The following is a 22,192-nucleotide window of genomic DNA, read 5'->3' on the forward strand; positions in this document are numbered from 1 at the left end:
AATATCGTGCCGCTTTGGATTGTCGACAATCCATGCAAATATGACGTCTATGTCTACAATTTGGAAACAATCCCGGAGGCCTGTCCTTGGATAAGGTGGTCAGCCTCCGGGCCTTCGTGAAAGTTGTCGAAAGCGGCAGCTTTGCTGAGGCCGGCCGCCAGTTGCGGCTGTCCCGCTCGGCGATCAGCAAATACATCGCCGACCTCGAGGAGAGCCTCGGCGTCCAGCTCCTGAATCGGACCACGCGGCATGCGAGTCCGACCGAGAACGGCCAGCGCTATTTCGAGCGCGCGGTCGTGATCCTCTCGGAAATCGAGGCCGCCGATCAGGCGGTGACGCAAGCCCAGTCGGCGCCGCGCGGCTTGTTGCGCGTCAACGCGCCGATGTCGTTCGGCACGATGCGGCTCGGGCCGGTGCTTGCCGATTTCATGGCGCGGTATCCGGAGCTGCAGCTCCAACTGGTCCTCAGCGACGACCTGCTCGATCCCGTCCAGGACGGCTTTGACGTGACGTTGCGGATCGCGGAATTGGAGTCCTCGAGCCTGATCGCGCGGAAAATCATGCCGGTGGCGCGCATGATCTGCGCTTCGCCCGATTATCTCGCACGTCACGGCACGCCAAAACATCCGCAGGATCTGCGCGAGCACGCCTCGCTGACCTACGGCTTCCTGCTCACGGGCAATCAGTGGAAGCTGACCGGCGCCGATGGCGATCACTGGATCCAGCCGGCCTGGTCGCTCTGCGTCAATAATGCCGAGGTGCTGCGCGACGTCGCAATCAAGGGCAGGGGGCTAGCGCTGCTCCCCGAATTCATCGCCGCCGATGCCTTGAGGAAGGGCGAGCTGCGGACGGTGCTGGACGACTATTCAGCGCCGCCGCTCGCGCTCTATGCGGTGTATCCGCCGACCCGGCACCTGTCGGTGAAGGTGCGGTTGTTCATCGACTTTCTGGTCGAACGCTTTGGGCGAGAGGACGACGAAGCAGGCGAGCGCAAACCCGCCGCGGCCAGTTGACCGGACGCTGTTAGGCCGGCCGGAGCAATTCGTCCAGCGCGCTCATCGAGGCCTGCCGAAGCGCGACCAGCTCGCTGGCGGCACTCTGGCATTCGAACGGTGACATCGTGGCTGCTGCCAGCTCGATCTCGCGGCAGCGCTCGAACAGGCGGACGAGGCCGAGCGCGCTCGCGGCGCTGCCGAGTTGATGCGCGCAACGCGCGAACTGCGTGTGTTCGCCAATCTCGGCGGCCTTGGCGATGTCGCCGATCAGTTGCTCGCTCGTTTGATGCAGAAGCCGGCGGAGCTTTTCGATTTGCGCGGCGCCCAGCAGCTCCTTCTGGTCGTCGATGAAATGCCGGTCGATCAACGCGCCCGCGGCAAGTTGCACTGCTGCCGGCTCGTCCCGCGGTTCGTCCTCGATCGCCTCGCGCAGCGCATTGATCAGGATAGGCTTGCTGACGATCTTGGCGATGCCTGCCCCTGCAAGCCGTTCGCGGGCGCGGCGCGACACGTCGGCCGTCACGGCGATGATGCGCGGCATTCTCGGCAGACCAAGCCTGCCGATCCGTGACGCCGCCTCCACGCCGTCCATGTCGGGCATGTGCAGATCCATCAGGATGATGTCGAACGCCTGGTCGCGGGCGAGTGCGATAGCCGACGCGCCGTTCGTGGCGATCGTGGGGTGATGGCCGAGCCTCTTCAGCATGGCTTCGCCGACCTCGCAATTGACGGGATCGTCGTCGACCAGCAGCACGCGAAGCTGCCGCGATGATGGCTGAACCGCGCCTTGTGCGATGCCGCTCGCGGCAATACCGAGCGGCACTTCAAGCATGAATGAGCTGCCTGCACCCGGCGTGCTCGCCACCGTCAACTCGCCGCGCATCAGGCGGGTAAGGCGGCGTGCGATTGCGAGCCCCAGGCCGGTGCCGCCGAACCGCCGCGCGATGCTGTCGTCGGCCTGGACGAAATCCTCGAAAATCCGCTCGTGCATGTCGGGCGCGATGCCGATGCCGGTATCGCGAACGGTGATGCGCAGCAGGGCACGATCGTCATGATGCTCGGCGGCGGCGTTCAGGCCGATGCCGCCGCGCGGGGTGAACTTGATCGCGTTGCCGATCAAATTGAGCAGGATGCGATTGAGCCGCACGGGATCGCCGTGCACCGAGGTATTGACTGTCGCATCGCAGGCGAGGTCGAAGGTCAGTCCCTTGCCGAAGGCCTGCGGCCGCATCAGATCGACGGCCGTTTCGATGAGCTGGTCGAGCCGGAAATCACGCGTTTCCAGAGTTTCGGCGCTGGCCTCCAGGCGTGCATATTCCAGGATGGCATCGACCAGCGCGATCAGCGTTTCCCCCGACGCAGCCGCGGTCGTGAGGCCGCGCCGCTGCGCTTCACCGAGGCTGCCGTCGTCGAGCAGTTGCAGCACGCCCATGACGCCGTTCAACGGCGTGCGCAGCTCGTGGCTGACGACCGCGAGAAAGCGCGATTTTGTCTCGTTGGCCGCCACCGCCGCGCTGCGCGCGCGCTCGGCGGCGTCGTGCTCGGCAAGCGCCTGGTCTCGGGTCTTCTCCAGCTCCGAGGTGCGCTCGATCACCTTGCGTTCGAGTGTCGCATAGGATTCGCGCAAGTGAGCGGCCATCCGGTTGAACTGATCGCCGAGCGCCTCCAGCTCGTCGCCGGTCTTGATCGCGAGCCGCAGGCCGAGGTCGCCGCTCTCGATCCGCCGCGCGCCCTGCGTCAGGATCTGGATCGGCACGGTCATGCGCCGGCTGAGAAACAAAGAGACGAGCACCGCACAGGCCAGCAGAATGACCAGGAGAAATGTCGAACGTCCGATCGATGCATAGATCGGCTCGTAGGCTTCGCTGAGCGGGAGCTCGACGAACACCAGCCAGCCCAGTGAAGGGACCGTCGCATAGGTCGACAGCACGCGTTGACCGGACAGATCCTCCTTGACCAGGCCGCCCGAGGGCGGCCCCACGCCATCGAGTGCGGCGCGGACGTCCGCATGGCTGGAGAGGTCGCTGCGACGCAGTGCCGGCCACAAATCGGGATGTGCGATCAACACCCCCATCCGATCGACCACGTAGGCCTTGCCGGTGTTGCCCACCCTGATTCCGGCGACGAGGTCCCAGATGAAGCGAAGATTGACCTCGGCGACAATCACATTCGGCGCGAGGCCCGTTCCGCGTGTGGCAAGCGTCATGAACGGCTCGGTGTCACCGAGGAAGTAGACCGGTCCGTAATAGGCGCGGCTTTCGTTGGCGCCGCGAAAGGCGGGCAAGGTGGAGAGATCGGCCTTGCTGCCGATCCTGTCCGCGACACGGCGCGACACGCGCACCTGCTCGCGGCCCTGCGCGTCGAGCTCGGCGATTTCCGCGATCGCGGGCGAGAGACGCAGGAGGCGGATGGCGTTCAGACGATCGTCCTCGTTCGTGGACAGCTCGGGGGGCAGGCGGGAGAGCCATCTGATCTGGCTTTCGATCTGGCCGATGAACTGGCCGATCTGAATGGCCGCGGACGCTGCCTGCTCGCGCTGGGTCGCCGCCAGAAGCTGCTTCTGCTCGCGATATGAGAACCAGACGTCCAAGCCGGTGTTGATGGCAAGCGCGGCGAAGGCGAGGGCGGCGATCGAGTAGAGGTATTTTCGGAACAGCCGGCCGGGAGGTGTCCGCAAATGTCCGTGGTCGATCGTCTCGTTCACTCGCGGATCTCGTCGGCGCGTGCGAGCAGCGTGAATGGGATCGTCAAATCCAGCGCGCGGGCGACCGTGCGGTTGATCAGGAGCTCGTATTTCCGCGGCGATTGCACCGGAAGATCGCCGGCCTTGGTGCCGCGCAGGATGAGATCGACATAGTCGGCTGAGCGCACTTCAAGCGTCGGCCCATAGCTCATCAGCCCGCCCGCATCCATGAAATAATGGAACGGGTAAATCGTGGGCACGCGGTATTTCGCGGTTGCCGCGACGATCGCCTGCCGGTTGACCACCAGGAAGCTGTCGACGAGCGCGATCATCGCCGCCCTTGGCGGTTCGGAAAAGCGGCTGATCGCCCCGTCGATGTCCGCTGCCGTGCTGACGGGCGCGAGCACCACCGCCACTCCGGACGCCGCGGCTTCTTGTTCGAGGGAGTCGAGGTAGAATCGTCCGGCGCCGGGCGTGGTCGCCGGATTGAACAGGACACCAACGCGCGCGATATCCGGCACGGCCTCCCGGACGAGCTGAAGCCATTTGCCGCCCATCTCGGCGGTGCTGCTGGTGAAGCCTGTGACGTTGCCGCCGGGATGTGCGAGGCTTTGGACGAAGCCATTGCCGACAGGGTCATTCGAGGTCGCGAAGACGATCGGGATGGTTTTGGTGACTGCGAGGACGGCCCCGGTTTCGACTGTCGAGCCGGTCAGGATCACGTCCGGCTTAAGCTCGAGCAACTCCTGGACCGCGGTCTTCAGTCTATCCGGTGCGCCGAAAGTCGAACGGAGCTCGAAGCGGAAATTGACGCCTTCGACCCAACCTCGCTGCCTCAAGCCCACGATGAGGCCACCCAGGCGAGAGGTCGGGCTGTCGATCATGCTTCTTCTGGTCAATTCGTCGTCGAGCCGCAATGCGGTCAGCGATGCGACCACCCGCATGCGATCAGATGTTGCGCCGAGCGCCAGCCATCCCGCAGCGGTTGTGCCCGCAAGGCGAATGAACCCGCGGCGATCGACCGCGAGAGCGGAAGGCCGTTCGGTCATAAAAGTCTTTGCATGATGGTTTGCCCCAAGCCGATGCTTAGCGCGAACGGCCGGCATCCACAATTGATGAAAAAATGCGTTTGTGACTGTTCATTCGCAGCGTTTGGCAGCCTGATACCGTATTCCTACGCCGCCAAAGAGTCGCTGTTTCGAACCCTGTCTACTCCGTGACACCTTGTAACGCATTGCGGCGTTGCAACATTTTCCGTCTCGGTTGCGATGACGGTTCGGGGAAGCCGATTCGTAGCTGCCGATTTTTAAAGCGTTGTTTCAAGTTTTTTCGAAGGTTTTCGATGCGCAAAATCTATCTCGTTCCGGCCCTCGTTGGCCTGCTCACCTCTGTTGCAACCGGGCCCCTTGCGGCCCAGGGCGCCGTGCCGAAGCAGAAAGCTGCGCCGGCACCGAGGGCCGCTGCCGGTACGCCGGTCGCTGCCGGCGCGACGTCGGCCGCCGCCGCCGAGACGCCAACCCCAGACGACAAGATCAAGGCGATCGACGGCTTCCGCTCCGCCAAGTTCGGCATGAACGAGGCCGACGTGCGCGCGGCGATGACGAAGGACTTCAATGCCAAGTCCGACGCGATCAAGGTTCAGGACAACGCGTCCGAATTGACGCGGAGCGTCCTGCTCTCCGTTCCGGAGCTTCTGCCGAACGGCGGCACCGCCGAGCTGTCTTACGTGTTCGGCTACAAGTCCAAGTCGCTGATCCAGATCGGCGCGGTCTGGTCGAAGGGCACCGACGCGGCGATCACGGCGGAGAAGCTGTTCTCCAATGCCAACATCCTGCGCGCCCATTTCCTCAGCGAGGGCTTCAAGCCCGACTCCATCGCGGTCAACATGCCCGTCAGCGGCGGCATCGTGATGTTCCGCGGCAGCGACGCCAAGGATCGTTCGGTCATCCTGCTTCTCCAGGGCACGTTCGAGAACAAGGAGAACAACCAGCGTGTGCTGACGCCGACCAGCCTGCTGCTGTTCTACGTCGCCGATGCCAAGAGCCCTGACATCTTCAAGCTGCCGCCCGGCCAGTTCTGATGCCGGAACGTTTCCACGACATTCTCCCACACGGTTGTGGATCGGCGCCAATGCCGATGAAGAGGATCTGAAATGCGCCGACCATCTGCAAAGCGAGACAATGACGAGCTGACGCTGCGCCGACTTGCGCGTTTCCGTTCGATGTCACTGCTCTGTGCGATGCAGATGGTCTTCCTGCCGGTGTTCAGCGTCCGCCTTCAGGCGCAGCCGGCGAACGTGATCACGCCGGACGGCCGCACCGGGACCAGCCTTCAAACCTCCGGCAGCGTAACCAACGTCACGACGTCGACAGTGTCCGGCAACAACGCCTTCAACTCGTTCTCGCAGTTCAGCGTCGGCCAGGGCAACACCGTCAATTTGCAGCTGCCGACCGGGACGCAAAATCTCGTCAATATCGTTCGCGACGCTCCGGTCTACGTCAACGGCACACTGAACTCCTACATGAACGGCGCGATCGGCGGTAACGTCTATTTCGCCGATCCCAAGGGTTTCGTGGTCGGCCGCAGCGGCACGGTCAACGTCGGCAGCCTCAACGTCTCGACACCGACGCGCGAGTTCACCGACAGCCTGATCGGCGCGGGGGGCCAGATCAACGGCTCGGCGGTCGGCAATCTGATGGCGGGGTCGTTCCCGGTCTCGCCTGACGGCAATATCCGTATTTACGGCCGGATCAACGCCCAGGACGGTGTCCGCCTGACAGGGCAGAACATCTTCGTCGGCGGGGGCGCGAGCCAGCGCGACATCGCCAATCTCGATCACGCCGCCAAATTTTCCGCCTCGGTCAATTCGAAGGGGCTGCGCAGCGCCGCGGCGATTACCGTGCGCAATGGCTCGATTCACATCGGCGCCGTCAACAACGCCACCGTGAACGGACGGTTGACGGCACGCAGCAAGAGCACGACGCCGAGCAGCATCACCGTTGTGGCCGGCAACAAGGCCGAGCTCGGCAAGAATGCGCGGTTGAGCACGGCGAGCAAGACTGCGGATGCCGGCGGCGTTCTCGTCAAGGCCGGCAACGCCGTGACCGTCAAGAGCGGCGCCAAGATCAATGCCAGCTCGAAAGCGGGCAACGCGGGTCTGGTCGAGCTGAGCGGAAACGGCGTCATTGACGTGGGCAGCGGTGTTACCATCAACCTTGCCGCGCCCAACGGCCAGGCCGGCACGCTGCTGATCGACCCGACTGATGTGGTGATCGGCGACATGAGCCAGGGCGACGCCGGCGTAACCCTCGGGAACACGTCCGTCGCCAACGCCATCGCGGCGCTGAGCGCTGGCGGCACCTATCTGGTTCAGGCCGACCATTCGGTCACGCTGGCCGCGCATGCGGTGATCGATGCCCGCAACCTCGACGCCGCCAAGACTCATTCCGTCGGCAACGCCATCAATGTCGAGATCGACGCGCCGACCATCAGCATCGTCAACGGAGCGAAGATTCTCGCCCAGGCGATCAATATTAGTGGAACGACCTACACCAGCGGCAGTGTCACGCTGACGGCGACGGCGAACGACACCAAGCTGTCGGGCCAAGCCACCGCGACCACTGGAATCACGATCGATGGCCAGATCACTGGCGGCGACATCTCGATCGGCGCGACCTCGACGGCGACATCGAGCTTCACGAGCTCGGTCCCTGGCCTCTTCACGCTGGTCGGCACCACGCTTGCGGCCTCGCTGCTCGGCCTCAACGGCGGCTATGTGGCCGCGAGCGCCACGGCGGTGGTCAACATCAATGGCAACGCCAACATCAACGGCGCCGGCAACGTCGACATCACGTCGCACGGCTCGGAAACGGCGCAGGATCCGGCGCTGGCGAGCACCTTGCTCGGCGGCTCGCCGATCGGCGCCGCCGCTGTCGTCGGCAAGCTCGACGGCAACGTCACCACCAACGTGGCCTCCGGCGCCACGATCAGCGCGGGCGGCAACCTCAACATCCACGCCATCAATGACGCCACGCTGAACGTGACTGCGGTCGCGGCGACGTCCAGCGCGCAATTCGTCGCGACCGTTGCCTATTCCACCGGCTCGGTCTCGACCTCGGCCAATGTCGCGACCGGTGCGAACCTTTCCGTCGGCAACGTGATTGCATCAGGCAACTCGCTGACGGTACGTGCGATCAACAACAACTCGTTCTCGACCAGTGCCACGGCGGTCGCGCTAAGCACGCCGAACGCGAGCGGCGGCATCGGCGGGGCGCTCGCCATCAGCGACGTCACCACGTCCGCCACCGCAAAGCTCGGCTCGTCACTGGGCACCAGCGCGTCGTCCCGGATGAACGGCTCCGTGATGGTCGAGGCGACGTCGAATACCACGAGCAACTCGACCATGGCCTCGACCATCGTCGGTACGCCGGCCGTGATCGGCGCGATCCAGGATTTCATGGTCTCCACGGCCAGCCCGGGTTCGATCATCGCCCAGCATATGATCCCGCTGATGCCGGTGAATTTCGATCTGAAGGCCGCCGCCGCGCTGTCGCTGGCCAACAGCACCGAAAACGCCACCGCGTCGATCGGGCAGAATCCGAGCGGCGGCGCGCCCAGCCTCTATGTCAGCGGCAATGTCGCAGTCGTCAGCACTCTCGTCGACCGCGGCGTGCGCAGCAACGCCACGGCTTCTGCGATCGCCTCGGACCCCACGAGCGGCGAGGGAGTCGCGATCAGCGCCGCGGTCGCATGGGGCAATTTCAACCACAATTCGAACGCCTATATCGGCGGCGGCACCGTGATCAATGCGGCCAACATCGCCGTCGACGCCAGCACCTGGATGCCGATCACCAATACCTGGCTGAAGTGGGACGGATTGACCGAGGTTCTCAGTCATCTCAACGGCAATCTCGGCGTCGGCGGCAACATTCTGACCAGCTATGCCAACGCCACGGCCGACGCGGGCGACACCGCCGCCGTCGCTGGCTCGATGAACCATTTCGTCGTGAACAACGACACCACGGCGTGGGTGGCCAGCAGCGCCAGCCTGACCGCGACATGCACGGCGGCTTGCGGCAGCAGCTGGTCCGCGACGGTGAACAACGGCGACGTCCACACCTACGACGCCAGCATCCAGATCGCGGCGACGACGACGACGGCGTCGATCGACGCCGCCGGCAATGTCGGTACACTCGGCTTCCTGCCCGGCAACACGTCCGGCGGCTCCTCGGTGGGCGGCTCGCTCAATTTCGTCCAGTTCAACACCAGCACGATCGCCGGCGTTTCGGACGGTGCGTCGCTGCGGGCGGCGGACGACATCGCCGTCAACGCGATCACCTCGGATCAGTTCATCGCCGTCGCGCCGTCGTCCGGAAAGGCCGCCGGCGCGCTGGCGCTGAACGGCATCACCTCGCTCGGCTTCCTCAACAACACGACGCACGCCTCGATCTCAAGCCAGGCCAGCGTCTTTTCTCCGACCCTCAACATCCTGGCGCAGCAGGATCTGTCGGTCGTGACGATCGCCGGCGCGGTCAATGTCGGCGGCGGTTCGGCGGTTGGATTGTCCGTTGCCTATCTGGGCGCGAATATGGATACGTCCGCCTATATCGGCGACAATCATTCCGACATCCGGCCCGGGCCGTTCAGCACCGACGATCCGTTTGCCGGCAACAGCGGCGGAAGCGGCTCGGTCAACGCCGACAACCTCACGATCAGCGCCACCACCTCAGGCCGGATCACGGCAGCGGCCGTCGCGGCTTCGATTTCCGAGCCGTCATTGTCCAGCTTCGCCGACAAGGCGGGCGCCGCCGGTGCCGCCGCGACCGGAGGTCCGGCCGGGATTGCGCTGGCTGCGAACAAGATCAGCTCGGGCTCGGGATCGAGCACGAATGGCTTCACCATGGACCTTGCGGGCAGCTCGTCCGTGAGCGACGTCTCGCTCGGAACCAGTGCTTATGTAAGGAATACGTCGGTCAACAAATTCACCACGGCGACCGCGGTGAACACGAATACGATCGTGCAGGCGCTCAACGACACGATCCTCAGCAACGGCTCCGGCTCCGCCGCGGCCAACATGTCCGGGTCGTCGTCTCAGGGAGCCGCGATCGGCGCCGCCATCGCGGCTGCGATGTCCAACAATGCCACGCTCGCCTATATCTACGGCACCACGATGCAGAACCAGATGTCTGTGACGGTGCAGGCGCTCAATGGCGGGTCGGAAACCGTCGTCGCCATCGGCGTGGCGGGCGGAACGTCAGCCAATGCGGCCGCGCTGTCGGGGTCGGTCGGCATCATGACGGACAGCGCCAACGCCTATATCGAGAGCTCGACCATCACGGGCTACGCGACGGGGACCAATCGCGCGATCGAGGTCGATGCCTACCAGACTACGAACATCGCAATCGGCGGCGGCTCGCTCTACGTGTCCGGCGGCAAGGCCGGTGTCGGCATTGGGCTGACTTACGCGTCGATTGCCGATCCCGCGGGCGGCAATGCCACCGACGCGCATATCCGCAGCACGTCGATCTCGAATTATGACAGTCTGCTGGTGCTGGCCGACAGCGCCAGCGTCATTGCCGCCGGTGCGGCCACGGGCGGGGCAGGGGGCAACGGGCTTGCCGGTGCGATCGTCGTCGACGAGATTACGCCCACGACGACGGCCTATATCAGCAGCAGCTCGACGGTGAACATCAACGTCGGGCGCGTGACGGTGCTGGCGGACAGCGGCGCTGTGTCGGACCTCGATACGGCGCTCGGAAATCTCGTCAAGAAGTCGAACAACAATCATCTCGCATCGGACACGTGCACGGCTGCCGCCGGCAATGGCACGCAGAACTGCATCGATTTCAGCGTGGCGGCGCTCAACGGTGGCACGGGTAACGGTCCGGGCGCCAGCATCGTCTCCGTTGCGGGCACCATCCAGGCCGGCAAGAACAATGTCGGCGCCTCGATGGTGTACGATACCATCGCGACGACGCATTCGGCCTATATCGCCAACGTCCGGATGTCGACCCTCGGCAGTGTCAGTGTGAGTGCGCTCGACACCACGAAGATCCAGTCGGTCACGATCGGATTCGGCCTGGCGACCAGCCAGTTTGCCGGCGTCGGCGGCATGACGATCAGCTCGATCGCCAATACCGTTACGGCGGCTATCGGCAACAACCAGTCCGACCCGACGCAATCGACCGTGACGGCCTCCAACATCTCCGTCAGCGCGAGCGACAATTCCAGCATCACCGGAGCCGCCGCTATCGCTGGCGCCTCGACGCAAGGCAGCGCCGCAGGCCTGGCGCTTGTCTACAGCAGCATCGCCAACAATGTCAGCGCCGGCGTCACCGGCTCCAAGCTGACCGCCTCCGGCAGCGTCGCCGTCAGCGCGAACTCGAACGCCAGTATCTCGACCATCGCCGTTGGTATCGCGATGTCCTCGCAGGTCGGCCTGGCCGGTTCGGTCGCCACCAATCTGATGGGGACCAACGTCACCGCCAACATCACCGCTGCCGGCACCAACGGTATCAACGGCGCCGACGTGATCGCCGCCAACAACGTTGCCGTGATCGCCGGCAACAACGACAAGGCGGCGGTGTTCGCGGGCGCCGTGTCGATCAGCAAGGGCGCGGGCGGCGGCGCCGGTTCGCTGGTGACCAACAAGATCACCGGGGCCACCGCGGCCTATATCAGCGGGGCGAACACCAAGGTCGATGCGCGCGGAACCAGCGCGACCGATGCGCTGTCGGTCAACAACGGCACGCTCGTCCATGCCTTCGATCTCGGCACCGCCCAGGCGCCGAGCGACAGCACGCCCGACCTCTCTGAAAACCAGGACGCTTTGCGCGGCCTCGCCGTCGTGGCAAGCTCGCACCAGGCGGTCGTGGCCAACGTTGCGTCGCTCGCCGCGAGCAGCGGCATCGCCATCATGATCAACCCGATCACCAATGTGATGAGCGGGGCGACCAGGGCCTATATCGACAGCGCAGCCATCGACACGCGCCTGACCTCCTCGACATTGGCGCCGCAGATCGAGGTGGCCGCGTCGAGCTTCTCCTATTCCGGCACGCTCGGCGCCGGCATCATTCCGCCCACCGGCAACGGCGGCGGCGGCGCCACGATCATCAGCACGACGATGTCGCGCGACACGCGCGCCTACATCACCAATGCCACCGTCGGCGGCGTCCAGTCGCCGAGCCCGACGGTCGGCGCCGTCACCGTGAAGGCCAACGCCGAGCAGGATGCGTCCTCGATCGCGATCGGGTTCAACACCGGCTCGGTCGGGCTGAACGTGTTCCAGGCCACGACGGAAGCCTATGTCGACGGCGGCGCGCTGACGGCCGCGTCACTGACGGTGAACGCCAACAACAACACCGGCATCTTTTCTGCGAACGGCTCCGGCGCCTATGGCAGCCAGGCCGCGATCGGCGCGGCGTTTCTGGTCCAGGTCTCGGCGAACCGGACCGAGGCCTATGTCGGCGACGAATTCCACTACCAGGGCAACGGCGCGGCGCATACGACCGCGGTCAATCTGACCGGCGCGCTCGACGTCGAGGCCAAAACGAAGAACCGCTTCGAGGCCTATGCAGTAGGCGGCGCGCTTTCGACAGGGACGGCGGCGATCGCCGGCATGGCGAACGTCGAGATCGCAAACAACACCACCATCGCCGGCGTCTACGACACCACGCTGCAATCGCCCACGGGAGGCGCGGCCGGCGCGGTCACCATCAACGCGAACGAGGACGTGGCGATCAAGGAGATCGCGGGTGCACTCGCGATCGGGGCCAGCGGAGGCGGCGTCGGCGTTGGTGCCGCGGCGAACGTCATCGTCTTCAAGAGCCAGACCATTGCGGAAAGCCGCAACAGCAATTTGAATTCATCCGGCGCGATCAATGTCGGGGCGCTCAGCACCAAGGAGGTGCTGTCCTACGCGGTCACCGCCGGCATCGGCGGAAGCGTCGGCATCGGTGCGACCGTCGGCGTCATCATCATCGGCACCAATACCGCCGATCCGGATACGCAGGGCGAGCAGACCGGCCAGCTCAATCAGGGCGGCAACGGCACCATCGCGTCGGTGAACGCCGGCACCAATTCTTCGCATGGCAGCAACGCGGTCGCGAGCGGCACCGCCGGGAATCCGAACAATGCCAACGTGACCTCGACCTACGACGTCAGCAGCGTGCTGACCGGCGGCAATGACGGCGTCACGGCGCAGATCGCGGGCGGCAACGTCACGGGCACGCAGGTCAATGTCGCCGCCACCAGCGCCAACGCGGCCAAGATGTATCTGCTCGGCGCCGGCTTTGCGAAGAACGTCGGTATCGGTGCCGGCATCGGCTACACCAGCGTCAGCAGCAGCGTGCTCGCCAATCTGAGCGCGGTCGTATCCGCGCCTTCCGTGGCTGTTGCTGCGGTGGTCAAGGACGCCAGCACCGGATCTTATGCCGGCAAGACCATCGACACCGAGGCGATCGCCGGCGGTGCCGCGCTTTACTTCGGCGCCGACGCAGCCGTGGCGGTCGGCAACGTTGCCAACACTGTGACCGCGCAGCTCGGCGGCCAAATCACCGGCACGGGCGGCGACGGCGTCGCCGTCATGGCGCTGGACTCGTCGACCCAGGTCGTCTTCACGGGCGGCGTCACCGGCGGTGCCGTGGCGGTCGGCGCTTCGATCGCCACCGCGGGACGATCGAGCTCGGTCGCGGCGAAGGTTCTTGACGACGCCGTCGTCAATACCTCGACCCTGGCGGTTGGCGCGTCCGGCGCCGGCCAATTGACCACGACCTCGACGGCGCTTGGCGGCGGTATCGTCGCCGGCGTCGGTGCGGACGCCGAGGCTCACGAAAATTCGACGGTGCTTGCGGAGATCGGTTCGGGCTCCTCGATCACGACCTCCGCGGCCGGCGTCGGTACGCTCGTGACGGCGTCGATCACGCCCAATCTGTCGAGCACCGCGATCGGCGTCTCGGTCGGCGGCGGCGCGGTCGGCGTCGCCGTCGCCAAGTCCACGGTCGGAGCCATGGTCACGGCCGATGTCGGCGACAATGCCGTCTTCTCGGGCGGTGCGCTCGCCGTGACCGCCATGGCGCTGGTCCCGACCAGTGGCACGACGACCTATGCCTGGGCGCTCGCAGGTGGCGGCGGCTCGCTGATCGGCGCGCAGGGCAGCTTGGCCATGGCTTCCGAGAACGCGACGGTCAGCGCGTACGGCGGAACGGGGATTACGCTTCCCAACGGCGACGTGGTCATTGCGGCCGAAAATGACAGCAGCCAATACGCCCAGGCGACCGGCCTTTCGACCGGGTTCCTGGCGCTGGGTGCGACCGTCGCCCAGACGTCGTCGAGCGCGCACACTTACGCCTATCTGGGCGCGCCCGTGGATATGGACACGGCTCATCTGAATCACACTGACTACACCGGCATCCTCCAGATCACGGCCACCGGCAAGGATACCAACGTCTCCAACGCGACGGTCGGCGCGGGCGGCACTTACGCCGGCGCCGCTGCGGTCGCAACCACGAGTTCGACCGCCGTGACCGATGCGCGGTTCGACGGTGGCACGACGGATGACACGGTCTATTTCGGCGGCCTCAGCATCAACGCCAAGCACACCACGAATTATGCCGCCAGCGGTGACGCCTATCAGGCGTCCACGGCCGGTGTCTCCGCCGGCAAGGCGCAGAACGACGTCAACTCGACCACCACTGCCGAGATCGGAAACCACCTGATCATCAATTCGGCCGGCGGCAACATGGTCGTCATCTCCAACGACATCGTCAACCAGGCCGGTGGCGGCGCGCGTTCGGGCTCCGGCGGCACGTTCTCGGGCGCTGCCGCACTCAGCGACTCCCATGTCACCCAGACCGTCACCACCAACATCGGCTCCGGCACGGTCCTGAGCCTCAACGGCGATCCGCGGACCTCGGCGGCGGTGATCAACATCGAGGCCTACAACACGCTGAACACCAACGACACTGCCAGCCTGGCCACGGCCAGCTTCTTCGCGGGCGGCGGCGCCGAATCCAACATGACGGCAAACGCCACGCTCGCGGTCAACATCAACGCCCGCGAACTCTTCAGCGCCGGCAAGATCTATATTGGTTCGGCGGCGAAGATGGCGGCGGCCAACAATGCCAATGCCAGCCTCTACGGCGCGATCGCCGGCGTCGGCGCCAGCACCAATACCTGGGCGCACGCCAACCAGGCCGTCAATGTCGGCAACAACGCCAAGGTCGAGGCCTGGGGCCAGATCAACATTTTTGCCGGCATGTCGGGCGATACCATCATCTTCAGCAGCGTGCAGGCAACCGCAACGACGGTTGTCTACAACAACACCGCGATTCCGATCTCGACGCTCTACCGCGGCACGGCCAATGCAGATGACACCACAAGCCTGACGCTCGCCAACACCTCGAGCGTGCTCGGCGTACAGAACATTTCCCTGGGAGCGACCCAGAGTCAGGTCACGGCCTCCGGCAACGGCAGCAACTACAATCCGTATCTGGACATCTTCAGCGCCAAGAACAGCGATAACCACAGCCACACCAGCGGAACCGGCGATGTCGCGCTCAATGGCCTGGTGGCGGCGGGCATCAACAACGATATCACCATTACGATCGACATAGGTGCGAGCACGCCGACCGCGAGCACGACGAGTCCCTACTCGTCACTGCTGTCCGGCGGTTCGTCGACACCTACCCTCGAATATGTCGCCGACGTCGACCACTTCAACCCGATGATGAGCTGGAACCACCAGGTGGTCCAGTACACCATCGTCGGCGGCTTCAATCCCTACCAGAGCGTCGTCAACCAGCTCGTCACGCTGACCGGCCTGACCGAGACGCAAATTCGCTCACAGCTGGCGGCGGCGACGCCCGCGGCGCCCGCCACGATGTCGCCGTCAGGCACCGATCCGACCGGCGACTTCCAGCGCCAGATCAACGCGTTGATCCAGCAGGCGCCGTACACCTCCGACTCCACCGGCAATGCCTTCGCATTCGGCGATATGCTGGTGTCCGCCGGCAACGTCTCGATCCTGGCGCAGAAGCTGACTGGCAACAGCGGCACGAATCCGACTGCGCCGGCGGTGATCGCGCGCAGCTCGCCGATGATCAAGATCGAGAACAGGGGTCTCGACTTCATGGACCTGGCCAACCTCACGGTCACCAATGTAACCGGAGGAAACATCACCTACCGCCAGATCGACCATGTCGACCCGGATTCGCACTCCAACGTGACCTTCACCGCCACGCCGAGCGCGACGCCGATCATCGACATCTCGGCCACCTACAACCGACTGGATCCCTCCAGCGGGCTCGGCGTCGACCAGAACGGCAACCAGCTGACCCGCACGCCCGACATCTATTTCGACGGTGCCGTCAACAACGAGAACGGCCTGCTCAAGATCACCAACAATCTCGGCAGCATCGTCGCGTCGCAGTCACTCAATGCCGCGACCGTCCAGATGGTGGCGCCCAACGGCTCGTTCGTCTTCCTCGGCGGCATTGGCAGCTTTTACACCTCCAACCACGATGTTCTCTCGCAATGGGCCGGCGTCGAATTCAAGCCGGCTGACGACGACACGCTGACGGCGGTGATGGCGGCGGCGACCTATCTCGGCGCCTATGGCGATTACGCGACCGCTCCGCATATCGCAGGGGGAGCCGGTCACCCGTATTTCTACTACTGCTGCGTCGACGGCAACAACGGCGTTCAGCAAACGGCCGCCAACAGCACGATCTTCACTGCGCGCATGCTGGAACTGTATTACGACGGCCTGTCGCTCTATTCGGCGATCTTCCTGCCGATGGGATCGGGGGCGCCGGGTAGCGGCAACCCCAACGCCGGCAGCGTTGGGAGCACCACCGTGCTCGGGCAGATGGAAGGGCCGACGCGCCAGACCATCACCACCGCGCCGTGGGAGCGGGATACCTATACCGGCCAGGGCGTCTACAGCAACTCGACCTACGACTACACCACGACCTCGACAGATTCCCAGGGCAACACCACCACCACCAACCACACGTCTACGTTCTACTCGCCATTCAATTGCGCGGGGTGCTCTGCCTATTTCCAGGTCGTCAATATCCAGCCCGACGTGATCACGCCGAGGACCGCGCAATCCAACTCGTCCTCGAACTGGAGCTCGACCGCGCCCACGGGGTACCAAACGCCCGATAACGCGCCCTTCATCTTCGGCAAGGCGATCATCATCTCGGCGGGGGTCATCAACATCAACGGCACGATCCAGAGCGGCACGAGCAGCGATTACTCGGTCGACATCGGCGGGACCACGTTGACCGCCATCAACGACCTCAAGAGCCGCAATGCGGGAGCGGACTTTGCCCAGGCCCAGGTCAACGCGCGGAACGGCAGCTATTACGACATCACGGCCTCCGCGACGACGGAGGCCGCAGGCGACATCAAGATCGGGGTCAAGTACAACGCGCTCACCGACCAGATCCTCGTGAACGGCGTGGTGCAGGGCTCGGGCGGCTACGTCTATCTGAACGGCAAAATCATCTCGACGTCGACCCAGGATGGTGTCTCCCAGGGCACTATCGCGGTCAAAGGTGGCGCCGGCTCGATCACGGTCAACAACACAACCGGCCTGCAGCTCGTCACCAACACCATCAATACCGGCGTCAGCGCACCGAGCGTGATCGAGATCGTCGATCAGCTCAAGCAGCAGACGACGTGGTACGTCTACAATCCTTCCGCTGCGGGCGGCCAGCAGGTATCGACGTATCAAACGAGCGGCTTCAATGCGAGCCAGTACACCGACACGATGCTGACCAGCCTCAGTGGCACGGCAGGCATCCAGTACGCGACCAAGGCAAACATGTTCTACCAGTGGGTCGATACGGCTACGCTGGATCGTCCGACGGACTCAACGCAGTTCGACTACGGCTGGCACTATACGCCCAACGCGGCCACCGGGCAGAACTGGACCCGCACCATCAGCCTGGTTTCGGACGTGCAGCAGGCCCAGGGCGGCGGCGGCAGCACTGGCCCACAGACCTCCAACTTCCAGGAAGTCGTCACCGCGACCGGTTCCTATCACACCGGCGGCGGCAACACCCATCCCGAGAAGTGCTGCGGCGCGGACGGTCAGTACAATTGGTACCAGGAGATCTACGATCACCTGACACTGACGCTGACCAATACGGTCAAGGCGTCGAACCCGATCAACATCTCGTTCAGCGGCGGCGGCAACAGCACGGTTCTGGTCACTTCGAACTCCGGCATCGTCGTCAACGGTCCGATCAACAACCTCTCGGGCACGACGACGGTCAACGCCACCGGGGCCAATTCGGCCATCACTAGCGGCACGAATGCGAACAACCCGATGATATCGGGCCGGAGCGTAATTCTCTCGGCGGATGGCGGCATCGGCACGATCGGCGCGAACGGTGTTCCCGTCCAGGTGCAGGTCTATGGCGGCAGCCTGACGGCGAGTTCGATTGACCACGACATCGCGATCGCGGCCATCGGCTCGCTTTCGATCAATCAGGTGAAGGTAAATTCGGCGGGCAGCACGCCGCAGGGCAGTGTCTTTATCTCGGCGACCGGGGACATCTACTCGGCCTCGCCCTACGACGTCGCCAACCCCGTCGTGATCGGCAAGAACGTCGAGATCAACTCCACCGCCGGCGCGATCGGCGCGACGAGCAGCGTCGTCAATGGCGCGAGCACGCTTACCAATATCAATCCGCTGGTGATCCAGGCGACGGGCACGACGCAGGCCGGCGGCAGCGTCGACGGCGGGGTTCTCGACAGCGCCTCGGCCACCGGCACCTACATCGTGCAGTCCAAGGGCGATTTGCGCCTCGGCACGGTCCAGTCGAGCGGCGGCCCGGTGTTCCTGGAGGCCGCCGGCTCGGACGGCAACCAGGCGAGCATCCTGAACGGAAGGACCGCGGTTGGTCTCACCCAGGCGCAGAGCCAGCATCTGCAGGATGTCTGGGCCAGCCTCGACCTGCTCAGCGGCAACGCCGCCACCAACGCCGTCAACAGCTACCAGTCGATGGTGACGTCGGCCTACAACGACTACTTCCAGCTCAAGAACATCGCGTTCACGAACGGCAGCACCTACAACCCGACTTCGGTGGGGCTGACGGTGCTGCGGGCGCAAGTGGCCGCCAAGCTCGGCATCGACCCCGCGAACGTCTCGACGACGGACATGAAGGTCGAGGCCACGACGCGGTTCCTGAGGGATCAGTTCCTGCTCGGCAGGATCACGACCGACGAGCTCAAGACCTCGCTGACGACATTGCTCGGCACCGCACCGGCAGATCCGCTGGCGACCGTGTTCGGCAGCTCGTTGTCGTCGACCCTGTTCACGAAGCTGTTCGACGGCGTAACGACAGCCAATCAGCGCCTGCCGAGCAATACGGCGCTGCAAACGGCGCTCACGACCTACAGTGCGAATTACACTTACACGCTCGCATCGACCGAGAGGGTCTACGGCATCATCACCGCGGGCGCGCAGTGGACACAGAGCCAGCTCGCCTACACCGTCTCGTCGTCGGCCGTCGGCGCCGCACCGCCGCCGATCGACGAGAACGTCGTGGCCAATGTCAGCGCCAACCAGATCATGCTCTACGCGCCGCACGGTTCGGTCGGCAATTCGGCCGCGCCGCAGGCGTTCACTTTCACGAGCGTCGATTCCTCGTCGCTGACGCCGGAGCAGAGGGGATTGCTCGCGACCGCCGGCCCCGGTCAGCTCACTGTCGGCGCGGTCACCGACCCGACGACCCATGTCGTGACATATACGGTCAGCCTGTCGCAGCAGAACCTCGTCGTTGTCGACAACCCGATCGCGATCTCGGCCAAGTCGCTGACGAATGTCTATCTCGGCAGCAAGAACAGCCTTACACTAGGCGGCGTCACTGCGAACTACGGCCCGATCGCGGCCGCGCAGGCCAACGGCATCGAAGTGACCGGCCGTGGCGACGTCAAGCTCGACGCCGTGACCAGCATCACCGCCGCCGCCGGCGTGACCGGTACGCCCGTGATCTCCGGCGATATCGGCAACCTGACCCTGATCGCCGAGCACGGCAATGTCGGTGCCCCCGGGGCCGCCGGAAGCAATCCCGCAGCCAATGCAAACGCGATCCAGATCGCGTTCGCCGATCCGAGCAACGATCAGCTCGACCAGGTCTCGTCGGCGCAGGGCATCTATGTGAAGCAGACCACCGGCGATCTCATCCTCGGCAACATTGCCGCCGGCAATGCAATTCAGCTCGCGGCGACCGGCAGCATCTACGCCGAATCCGGCTTCTCAGACCGTACCGCGATCCACATTCTGGGCACCGACCTCGATCTGCGTGCCGGCGGCAGCATCAGCTTCAACGGCTCGACCTTCCAGCCCGTGCAGGTGAATATCTCCGGCGCCGTGACCGGCTCGGCGGTCGGCGATCTCAGCATCCTCGCGGTCACCGGAGATCTCGTGGTCGGCGCGAGCGGCACCTATGGAACGCTGACGGCTGGCGGAGCACTGACGCTGAACGTTCCGCGCGGCGTGCTCACCATCAATGCGGACATCACCAGCGGCGGCCTGATGCAACTGCTTGCCAACCGCGGCATGACTTTCACGGCCGGCACCAGCACGGCGCCTGTGACGGCGACCAGCAGCTCGGACGGAGTGACACTGGTGGCCGCGACACTGTCGATGGGAGCTTACGCCGCCATCAACGCGGCCGGCGTGATCTCCGTGACCACCACCGGCGACGCGACCATCGGCCAGCTGAATTCGTCGCTGTCCTATGCGGCGGCCTCGAATGCGCCTTCGATCATCGTCACCGCCGGCGGCGTCGCCTCGCTGGGGGCGATCATCGACAACGGCGACGGCCAGATCAAGTTCGTCGCGTCCGGCTCAGGCGCCGAAGTCGCACTGAGCGCATCCAACGGCATCGGCAACGCGACAAGCCGGTTCATCCTCAGCGCCGCGCGGCTGTCGGCAAGCACGAGTGCCGGCGGCATTTACCTGAAGGCTCTGACCGACACCGAGGCGAGCCTGCTCTCCGCGGTCAAGGGTAGCGTGGACATCCTCGGCACCGGTGGCCTGACGCTCGACCAGGTGCTGGCGGGCACGGCGGCGGGCGCGAGCGGCTCCTTCAGCGCCGTGGCGAACAACGGCAGCATCGTCATCGGCACCGCCGACAGCAGCGGGTCGCAGACGGTCCACGCCACCCAGAACGTGACGTTCAAGTCGCTCGCGGCAACCGGCTACAGCGGCGACGTCGGCAACATCAATGTCACGGCTGATAACGGCTTCATCCTGGCGCAGACGGTGATCTCGGGCGGCGTGACGACGCTGGGTTCGGTCTCGGCCAACGGCTCGGCAAGACTGCTGGCGGCGGGCGCGAACACCGGTCATAACCTCACGGCTTCGACCGGCAACGCGCTTCTGCAGGGCACCTTTGTCAGGTGGGATAATCTCAATGTCGGCGGCACGCTCGGCATCACTGCGACGGCTGGAGGGATCACGCTCGGCACCGCCACCAGCGGCGGCACGCAGACCCTGCATGCCGTGGACGACATCGTCTTCAGCCAGCTGACCACGACGGGGATCCCGGGCGATGCCGGCGGCATCGACGTCAAGTCCGACACCGGTTCGCTCCGCGGCGGATCGATCTCCGCCAACGGCGATACGCATTTCGATGTGGCCGGAGGGGTCTCGTTCGACCGGATCAGCGGCAATGTGATCAAGCTGATTTCGTCGGGCGACCTGACCATCAATTGGGTCAGCGTGGTCAAGGAGCTCGACCTCGCAGCCGATACCATCAACGTCAAGGGCGAGCAGGTCCACTCGAACCCGTCGGTTCCGCTGATCATGAACATCACCGGCTACAATGGCGGTACCGCGAAATACGCCAACATCTCGATCGATCCGGACACCATCATCATCAACCAGTTCAAGGTGGTGGACGCGAACTTCCTGACCGATGCGCACTCCGTGACGATCCTGAACGGCTATGTGCCGGGCCAGCTCATGCTCACCACCGCCACCCAGCAGGTGCTGCTGGACAACCGTTCGCCGGCACCGACGAACGGGCCGTCGCTCCAGCTTTATCAGCCGGGCGGCGTGTTCACGATGAGCCAGGTCGGCAACGCCAATGTCAGCAACGCCTATGTGGTGTTCTACACCGGCGACGTCTCGGCGACCGTCACCAACTACGGCTCGACCCACACCTGCTGCAACGACTTCACCGGCGCGAGCATGGTGCGCAACATCCCGGTCGACGGCGAGGGCAAGGAGAGCATCGAGACCTGGCTCGCGAAAAAGGACGGCGGGACGTTCTACCTGCTCGGTCTGTCCGGCCAGGCGCGGCTCGACGCGCTGCTGACGCCGCGGCCGGTCGAGACCGTCGGGGCCGGCCCGGCCGTCAACATCGAAGGACTGAACGACATGCGCAAGCTGCGCCGCCAGGGGCAGCGCGTGGGGCGCACGGGCTGGAAGGATGCGGCGGTCGAGACGGCGAGGCCGGCGATTGGCCGTCTGGCACAGGCATGGTAACGGGAT

At 64.9% G+C, this 22,192-nt stretch carries 5 protein-coding genes; 3 read left to right on the forward strand and 2 right to left on the reverse strand.

What is annotated here, in order from left to right; all coding sequences use genetic code 11:
• The first annotated feature begins 86 nt into the window (after positions 1-86).
• Positions 87-1,013: a LysR family transcriptional regulator gene (locus IVA74_RS29865; RefSeq protein ID WP_247350135.1), complete on the forward strand. Its 927-nt coding sequence runs from the start codon at positions 87-89 to the stop codon at positions 1,011-1,013.
• Between the two features lie 10 nt (positions 1,014-1,023).
• Here IVA74_RS29865 and IVA74_RS29870 read toward each other — a convergent pair whose 3' ends face one another.
• The gene (locus tag IVA74_RS29870; protein WP_247350136.1) at positions 1,024-3,699 is read right to left on the reverse strand and encodes a hybrid sensor histidine kinase/response regulator; all 2,676 of its coding nucleotides are present in this window, start codon (positions 3,697-3,699) and stop codon (positions 1,024-1,026) included.
• Entirely contained in the window at positions 3,696-4,727 is a 1,032-nt protein-coding gene (locus IVA74_RS29875) for an ABC transporter substrate-binding protein (protein WP_247350138.1), read from the reverse strand. Before IVA74_RS29875 ends, IVA74_RS29870 begins: the two co-directional genes overlap by 4 nt.
• Before the next feature lie 293 nt (positions 4,728-5,020).
• Between IVA74_RS29875 and IVA74_RS29880 the strand changes: the two genes are divergently transcribed.
• Together IVA74_RS29880 and IVA74_RS29885 are read left to right on the forward strand one after the other, a co-directional pair.
• Positions 5,021-5,758: a hypothetical protein gene (locus tag IVA74_RS29880; protein WP_247350140.1), complete on the forward strand. Its 738-nt coding sequence runs from the start codon at positions 5,021-5,023 to the stop codon at positions 5,756-5,758.
• Positions 5,759-5,830: 72 nt separating this feature from the next.
• On the forward strand, positions 5,831-22,186 hold the full coding sequence (locus IVA74_RS29885) for a leukotoxin LktA family filamentous adhesin (RefSeq protein WP_247350141.1): 16,356 nt from the start codon (positions 5,831-5,833) through the stop codon (positions 22,184-22,186).
• Positions 22,187-22,192: the final 6 nt, after the last annotated feature.

Origin of the sequence: Bradyrhizobium sp. 132, from assembly GCF_023074185.1 — a bacterium.
Classification (GTDB): Bacteria; Pseudomonadota; Alphaproteobacteria; order Rhizobiales; family Xanthobacteraceae; genus Bradyrhizobium.

Coding starts and splice junctions, on each gene's coding strand:
- IVA74_RS29875 (WP_247350138.1), bottom strand. CDS start 4,727: ATGACCGAACGGCCTTCCGCTCTCGCGGTCGATCGCCGCGGGTTCATT.
- IVA74_RS29880 (WP_247350140.1), top strand. CDS start 5,021: ATGCGCAAAATCTATCTCGTTCCGGCCCTCGTTGGCCTGCTCACCTCT.
- IVA74_RS29885 (WP_247350141.1), top strand. CDS start 5,831: ATGCGCCGACCATCTGCAAAGCGAGACAATGACGAGCTGACGCTGCGC.